This is a genomic window from Modestobacter caceresii (assembly GCF_000761485.1).
Taxonomy (GTDB): Bacteria; Actinomycetota; Actinomycetes; order Mycobacteriales; family Geodermatophilaceae; genus Modestobacter; species Modestobacter caceresii.
On sequence record NZ_JPMX01000075.1, the window covers coordinates 1 to 7,431 of the forward strand.

The 7,431-nt window shown below is 74.9% G+C and carries 9 protein-coding genes; 4 read left to right on the forward strand and 5 right to left on the reverse strand.

Going from position 1 to position 7,431, the window contains the following annotated elements; genetic code table 11:
• The 4 genes from IN07_RS15070 to IN07_RS15085 all read right to left on the reverse strand — a co-directional run.
• The coding region (locus tag IN07_RS15070) for a DUF3710 domain-containing protein (protein ID WP_036337210.1) at positions 1-642 on the reverse strand (642 nt) is incomplete at its 3' end.
• A gap of 2 nt (positions 643-644) precedes the next feature.
• Positions 645-1,172: a dUTP diphosphatase gene (gene dut, locus IN07_RS15075; protein ID WP_081975436.1), complete on the reverse strand. Its 528-nt coding sequence runs from the start codon at positions 1,170-1,172 to the stop codon at positions 645-647.
• Positions 1,173-1,223: 51 nt separating this feature from the next.
• Positions 1,224-2,156, reverse strand: a complete 933-nt coding sequence (locus tag IN07_RS15080) for a hypothetical protein (RefSeq protein WP_036336977.1) — start codon at positions 2,154-2,156, stop codon at positions 1,224-1,226.
• Positions 2,157-2,293: 137 nt separating this feature from the next.
• Entirely contained in the window at positions 2,294-2,596 is a 303-nt protein-coding gene (locus IN07_RS15085) for a DUF4193 domain-containing protein (RefSeq protein ID WP_036336978.1), read from the reverse strand.
• Positions 2,597-2,935: 339 nt separating this feature from the next.
• On the opposite strand from IN07_RS15085, the gene IN07_RS15090 reads away from it, so the two are divergent.
• A complete protein-coding gene (locus IN07_RS15090) occupies positions 2,936-3,982 on the forward strand; it encodes a phosphotransferase family protein (protein ID WP_036336979.1) in 1,047 nt (348 codons plus the stop codon).
• A gap of 58 nt (positions 3,983-4,040) precedes the next feature.
• Positions 4,041-4,589 (forward strand): LytR C-terminal domain-containing protein, encoded by a 549-nt coding sequence (locus IN07_RS15095; RefSeq protein ID WP_036336981.1) that lies wholly within the window; start codon positions 4,041-4,043, stop codon positions 4,587-4,589.
• An 18-nt stretch (positions 4,590-4,607) separates the two neighbouring features.
• Here the strand turns inward: IN07_RS15095 and IN07_RS15100 are convergent, their stop codons facing one another.
• Complete coding sequence (locus IN07_RS15100) at positions 4,608-5,435, reverse strand: inositol monophosphatase family protein (protein ID WP_052091304.1); 828 nt, start codon at positions 5,433-5,435, stop codon at positions 4,608-4,610.
• 63 nt (positions 5,436-5,498) lie between these two features.
• On the opposite strand from IN07_RS15100, the gene ppgK reads away from it, so the two are divergent.
• Positions 5,499-6,242 (forward strand): polyphosphate--glucose phosphotransferase, encoded by a 744-nt coding sequence (ppgK, locus tag IN07_RS15105; protein ID WP_081975438.1) that lies wholly within the window; start codon positions 5,499-5,501, stop codon positions 6,240-6,242.
• A 300-nt stretch (positions 6,243-6,542) separates the two neighbouring features.
• Positions 6,543-7,431: sigma-70 family RNA polymerase sigma factor (locus IN07_RS26410; RefSeq protein WP_231558400.1), on the forward strand; the 889-nt coding region annotated here is incomplete at its 3' end.

Genomic DNA, 7,431 nt, shown 5'->3' on the forward strand with positions numbered 1-7,431 from the left:
CTGCGGTGGCAGCGTCAGGGGGAGCTGTTCGCGCACGGGCATCGGCTGCGGCCCGCGGACGACGACGACGGACCGGAACGCCGCCTCCAGCGGCGCAGCCGCCTCCGGCGTGGCGGCCGCGGAGCCGCTGATCATCCCGCGGAGGAACCACCGGGGGCCGTCGACGCCCAGGAAGCGGGTGGGATGGCGCACCGGCTTCGGTGCCCCGGTCTCCCCCGGCTGCGGTGGCGCCGCGACCAGGATGGACCCGACCAGCTCAGGGCCGAACGGCCCGTCCACCTCGGTGAGCCGGCCGCCCTGCCCGCTCGCCCCGCGGGCGAGCTCGGCGCGGACGTCGTCCCACAGGCCGCCGGCACGCGGGGCGGCGAACACCGACAGCTGCAGCAGCGAGTCGCCGGCACGGAGGCTGGCCCCGACCACCTTCTGCTGGGCGTTGACGTCCACCCGCAGCTCCATGCCGGGGAGGGCCGGCAGCCGGAGGGCCCCGAGGTCGACGCGCGGCCGACCGTCCTCCGGGGCGTCGGCCTCGTCCCACGGCCCGCTGGTCGCTGTCTCCTCCCGCTCCCGCACCTGCGGTTCCGGGGGCACGCCCCGCTCCCGCAGGCTGCGGTCGATCCGGTTGCGTCGACGTCCGAACGGCATCGTCAGGCCCGTCCTTCCAGAGATGAGGGGGTCAGGTCGGCGGCCAGCGCAGCTGCCCCGCCGGTGGAGCCGTGCCCGCCGCTGCCGCGCTCGCTCCCGGGCAGCTCGGGGACCGGCACGAACCGAGCCCGCACCACCGGCTGCACCACCAGCTGGGCCACCCGGTCGCCGCGGGAGAGCCGCAGCGTGGTGGTCGGGTCGAGGTTGACCAGGTTGACCTTGATCTCGCCCCGGTAACCCGCGTCGATCGTGCCCGGTGCGTTGACCAGGCTCAGCCCGAGCCGGTGCGCCAGCCCCGAGCGTGGGTGCACGAAGCCGGCGAACCCCTCGGGGATCGCGACGGCGACCCCCGTGCCCACCAGCGCGCGCTGGTGCGGCGCGAGCACCACGTCCTCGGCCACGCACAGGTCGGCGCCGGCGTCACCGGGCAGGGCGTAGGCCGGGAGGACGGCGGCGGCGCCGAGGACGACGGGCACGTCGACGACGGCGGCCACGCCGGCCGGGGGCTGCTCGGGCAGGGGAACGGGCACGGCGGCGAGGCTAGCCGCGCCGACCGGTGCCCGTGCGGGCCGACCCGGCGGTCAGGCGCCGGGAGCGGACGGCGGCAGCACGAGGTCGGCACGCAGCCGGTCGGCCAACGCGGCCGTCGCCCTGCGGTTGCCGCGGGCGGCCAGGGTCGCGCCGACCAGCAGAGGTGCCACCGACGTCGTGCTCCGGGCCAGGCGGCGGGTGATCCGACGCCGCAGCGCAGCCGTCCCGGCCGTGCTCAGCGCGGCGAACAGCCCACCGGAGGAGGCGCTCCCGACGGCCCGCTGGGTGCTCCAGCTGGCCAGGTACGCACCGGCCCGGGCCCGGGCATCGCCCGGTGCCGGCCGGCCGGCCAGCTCGTGCAGCTCCCCGACCAGGACCACCTCGACGGCGGCCACCAGCACGGTCTGCGCACCGAGCTCCAGCGGGACGGCGACCAGGGACGGTGGCGCGAACCACTGCGCCGCGGCCAGACCGCCGGTCGCGGCGCCGACCCCACCGGTGAGCCGGGCCGCCCGGGCGACGAGGGCGTCGGCGATCTCCGCGTCGGAGGCGCCGGGATGAGCCCGTCGCAGCCGGGCCCCGTCCCGGATCGGGAGCCGGGGGGCAGCCGCGTCCAGGAGGTCGCCCAGCAGACCGGAGGGGGCCGAGTTCCCACGGGTGGTCCCACCGCGGTCGTCCGTGCCCGCGGAGCCCTCGCGCCCGGAGCCGGCCCGGGCGTCCCGGGCCGCGGCGGTGACCGCGGAGACGACGTCGGCGAGCACACCGGTCGCCGCCCGTGCACCCGCGGCCGTCCGGCCCGGTCCGCCGCCGTCCCGTCCGCGGGTGCCCACGCCGGGTTCGTCCCGGCCGAGCAGCCCGGCCACGGCGTCGGCGAGAGCCCGCGCAGCGGCACCGAGGCCGCTGTCGGCGCCGACGACCTCGCCCTCCACCGGCGTCCCGCCCACGGGGCGCGGCGGCGGGACGTCACGCGGCTGCTGGCTCATCGGTTCCCCTCGACGACGACGTGCTCGAACTGCTCCCTCGCAGGGTCCCACCGCGAGCCGGGTGACGTACTGGGACGGCCCCCCTTGCAGGGCCCCGCCACCGAGCTCGCGAGCGGTGGGGGCAAGGAGGTCCTTCTTCAGGCCGCGCAGTCCCGGCAGACCGGCTGCCCGTTGCGGGTGGCCGCCAGCCGGCTGCGGTGGTGCACCAGGAAGCAGCGCGAGCAGGTGAACTCGTCCTCCTGCTTGGGCAGCACGCGGACGGTGAGCTCCTCGTTCGACAGGTCCGCTCCGGGGAGCTCGAGGGCCTCGTTGAAGTCGGTCTCGTCGACGTCCACCGAGGAGGACTGCGCCTCGGCCCGACGGGCCTTCAGCTCCTCCAGGGAGTCCTCGCCGAGCTCGTCGGCCTCGTTGCGCCGGGGGGCGTCGTAGTCCTGGGCCATGGTGTGCCCCTCACTCTCTCTTCGTCGCGGGCGCACGGCCCGCTCGTCTGCCGTCGGCGGCGGGCGCCGACGGCGGTGGTGCCGGCCGCCAGGAGCGGCCGGGGGTGTCGCGCCGGTCCGGGGGCCAGATGGCCCCTGTCCCGGGTCGCTCGGTGGTGCACCGGACTGGTCCGGGTCGACCGGTGGGCGAGCACGCCTCCTGGTCGTCCCGGCGTCCTGCACCCAGCCAGCCGCCCAACGCCGTCCGGCCCCGGTTTGTGCCCGCCTGTCGGAGACCGACACATCGGGACCTCCGGGAGGCCGGCCGAGCCGAGGAGCGCCAGAGGCTACCCTGCCGCCGTGGGGACTCCAGTGGGTGCTGATCCGGGGGTCGTCGGCCCTTATCTGGCGACTGCTCTCGGGCACGAGAAGTGGCGATCGGTCCGGGTGGAGCTGATCGCCGCGGGCATGTCGAACCTCACCTACGTGGTGACGCCGGAGGGCGGACCGGAGGACGACGCGGTGATCCTGCGCCGGCCGCCGACGGGTGCGGTGCTGGCCACCGCCCACGACATGGTGCGCGAGCACCGGGTCATCTCCGCGCTGGCTGGCACCCCCGTCCCGGTGCCCCGCACGTTGCACCTGGCCACCGACACCTCCGTGCTGGGCGCCCCGTTCTACGTGATGGAACGCGTGGTCGGCGTGCACGTGGTCAACGAGCTGCCGCCCGGGTACGCCGACGAGCCGGCCCAGCGCGGGGCCGTGGCCGACGGCCTGATGGACACCCTCGCCGCCCTGCACGCCGTCGACCCCACGTCGGTCGGGCTGAGCGACTTCGGCCGCCCTGAGGGTTTCCTGGAGCGACAGGTGCGCCGCTGGACCAAGCAGTGGGACGCCACCCGCGACACCGACCGGCCGGAGCTGGACGCACTGGCCGCCCGGCTGGCCGAGACCGTGCCCGCCACCCGGCGCACGGGCATCACCCACGGCGACTACCGGCTGGACAACTGCCTGCTGGACCCCCAGACCCCCGGCCGGGTGCGCGCCGTCCTGGACTGGGAGATGTCCACGCTCGGCGACCCGCTCACCGACCTGGGGATGCTCTTCGTCTACTGGCCGCAGGCCGGCGAGGAGCGGGCCGTCTCGGTCTCGCAGGTCACCACGCTGCCCGGCTTCCCGACCCGGCTCGAGCTGGCCGAGCGGTACGCCGCCAGCAGCGGCGCCGACCTGTCGGACCTGAACTGGTACGTGGGCTTCGCCTACTTCAAGTTCGCCGCGATCGTCGCCGGCATCGTGGCCCGGTCAGCGGCCGGCGCGATGGCCGGCAAGGACACCACCGGCTACGCCGACAAGATCGACCCCTGTGTGGAGCTGGGACGCGCCGCACTCGAGGACGGTGCGCTGTAGCCGCTCCGGACGCCGCTAGGGTCGACTGCGTGTACGTGCCGGCCGCCGTGAGGACCCAGTGACCGAGCTCGCCGACGACACCGCCGAGCGCGGACCCGACGCCCCGCGCCGCAACCGCCGGCCGGTGCCGGCCCTGGTGTTCCTGCTGGTGCTCGCCCTGGCCGCCATGGGCGTCTGGTGGAACGTGCTCAGCGACGAGAAGGCCCGGGAGCAGGCCGAGGAAGCGGTCTGCAGCAGCGCCAGCAACGTGCCGACCGAGCTGGACCCGGCCACGGTGTCGATCAGGGTCTACAACGCCACGGACACCCCCGGACTGGCCGGTGAGGTCACCACGACCCTGCAGAGCCGCGGGTTCGTCGTCACGGAGACCGCCAACGACCCCAGCACCGCCGACGTGACCGGGGTCGGGGAACTGCGGTTCGCCGGCCCGGGACGGGAGGCCGCCGACTTCCTGCGGCTGTACCTGCCCGGCGCCACCAACCGCGTCGACACCCGCTCCACCGGCGTCGTCGACCTCGTGATCGGGCCGGACTTCGCCGGCCTGGCCAGCGAGGAGGAGGTCGCCGCCGCGCTGCTCGAGGCGGCGAGCGCCGAAGCGGACTGCTGACCCGCCGCGCGTCCCCGGTCAGCCGGCGGCGTGCAGCCGGTCCAGCAGCGCGAGCAGGGGCTCGGCGACCGAGTCGGCCACCGCGACCGCCATCGGCTCGGCGAACGGGCGGCCACCCGTCCCGGTGACGACCAGCCCCGCCTCCGCGGCGATGAGCGCGCCGGCCGCGTGGTCCCAGGGCTTGAGGTCCAGCTCGTAGTAGGCGTCCACCCGGCCTGCCGCTGCCGCGCACAGGTCCAGCGAGGCGCACCCCCAGCGGCGGATGTCCCGCACCTCGGGGAGCAGCTGCGCGACGACCGCGCCCTGGGCACGGCGCTGCTCCACCCGGTACCCGAAGCCGGTCGCCACCAGGGTCTGCTCCAGCGAGGCCGGCGAGCTGCCGTGCAGCTGCATCGCCGCCGCCCCCGGGGCGGTGAGCCAGGCACCCCGACCGCGGACCGCGGTGAACAGCTCGCCGGTGCCGACGTTGAGCACCACGCCGACCTCGGTGCGGCCGTCGACCTCGCCGGCGATGGAGACGGCGTAGGCGGGCAGGCCGTAGAGGAAGTTCACCGTGCCGTCGATCGGGTCGACCACCCAGCGGACGCCGCTGGTGCCCGTGCGGGACGCGCCCTCCTCCCCCAGCACCCCGTCGTCCGGCCGGGCCTCGAGCAGCCGGCGGACGATGAGCTCCTCGCTGGCGGTGTCGACGGCGGTCACGACGTCGACCGGGCTGGACTTGGTGTCGACCTGCTCCGCGGCGCGGCTGCGCCCTGCCCCGACGAGGGCTGCCGCCTCCTCGGCGGTGGCCCGGGCCAGCTCCAGCAGCTCGGTGGACAGGTCGGGCACGGGGGTGCCGGAGGTCATCACGGAGAGCGATCCTGCCCGACCTGTGCGCCGTCCGCGGCGGGGGTCGCTAGCCTGCCTCCCGTGCAGGGCTTCGGAGTGGACATCGGTGGCAGCGGCATCAAGGGCTGTGTGGTCGACCTGGACAGGGGCGAGCTGGTCGGGGCACGGGTGCGCATCCCGACCCCGCAGCCGGCCCTGCCCGACCCGGTCTACGGCGTCGTGGCCGACATCGTCGGGCAGTTCGGGTGGGAGGGACGCATCGGCGTCACCTACCCGGGGGTGATGAAGCACGGGGAGGCCTTCACCGCCGCCAACATGGACAAGAGCTGGATCGGCACGGACATGGCCGCCGGGCTCGAGGCGGTCATCCCCGGCACCGTCCAGACGCTCAACGACGCCGATGCCGCCGGCATCGCCGAGATGGCCTACGGCGCCGGCCGGGGTGAGCGCGGTCTGGTGCTGATGCTGACCTTCGGCACCGGCATCGGCAGCGCGCTGTTCATCGACGGCACCCTCGTGCCGAACACCGAGTTCGGCCACATCGAGGTCGACGGCCAGGACGGCGAGAAGCGCGCGTCGGCGTCGGCACGGGAGCGCGAGGAGCTCAGCTACCCGCAGTGGGCAAAGCGCGTGGACCGGTACCTCGACACGCTGGAGGCCAGCCTCTGGCCCGACCTGATCATCGTCGGCGGCGGGGTGAGCAAGAAGGCGGAGAAGTGGGTGCCGCTGCTGTCCGCCCGGACCCGGGTCGTCGCCGCCGAGCTGCTCAACGACGCCGGGATCGTCGGCGCGGCACTCGCGGCCGAGCAGCACATCGGTCAGTGACGAGGGACTGACATAGGCCCGCCCCCTCCCCGTCCGGGGCGGGGGGCGGCCTGGGCACCGGGTCGCGCGCACAGAACCTGTGGACCGCCGCGTGCGCGTCGTTACAATGGGAACGCCCCACCGCGACGCTCCCCCAGCCAATAGGTCATCCCCACTCCCGGCCCGGCGAAACCCCGCACGGCGTGCGTCTCGTCCGGTCCCTCGGTGGGCCCTGTCACGCCCGAGCGTCGTCCGGGCCGCTGCCCGCAGGCCACCGCGGCCCTCCAGGAACGCACTGCAGTAGCACGGGAAGGAACCCGAGTGCCCGCCGACCAGCCAGGACCGGACGCGACCACGGTGAGCAGCCAGAGTCGCAGCAGGACGGTCGCCGCCCGTGCCAGCGCCTCGTCGACCACCGCACCGGTGACCGCGACGGGCAAGAAGGCCCCGGCCAAGAAGGCCCCGGCGAGGAAGACCGCCTCCCGCAAGCCGACGATCACCCCCTCCCCGGGCACCGGTGAGGGCACCGTCCTCACCGCCGTCGCCTCCGACGGGGCGGCCCTCGCCGTGGTCGACGCCGGGGCCGAGGGCCTCAAGCTCGACGAGACCGTCGTGACCGGCAAGGACGGCGTCGCCGTCGCCGAGACCGAGGAGAAGGACGCCGAGCCCAGCGGCGACTTCGAGTGGGACGACGAGGAGGAGTCCGAGGCGCTGCGGCAGGCCCGGAAGGACGCCGAGCTCACCGCGTCGGCCGACTCGGTCCGCGCCTACCTCAAGCAGATCGGCAAGGTCGCCCTGCTCACCGCCGAGGAGGAGGTCGACCTCGCCAAGCGGATCGAGGCCGGCCTCTATGGCGCCGAGCGGCTCCGCCAGGTCGAGGAGGACGGCCAGAAGCTCTCCCCGCAGATGCGCCGGGACCTCAACTGGATCGTCCGCGACGGCGAGCGCGCGAAGAACCACCTGCTGGAGGCCAACCTCCGTCTCGTGGTCTCCCTGGCCAAGCGCTACACCGGTCGCGGGATGGCCTTCCTGGACCTGATCCAGGAGGGCAACCTCGGGCTCATCCGCGCGGTCGAGAAGTTCGACTACACCAAGGGCTACAAGTTCTCCACCTACGCGACCTGGTGGATCCGGCAGGCCATCACCCGCGCCATGGCCGACCAGGCCCGCACCATCCGCATCCCGGTGCACATGGTCGAGGTCATCAACA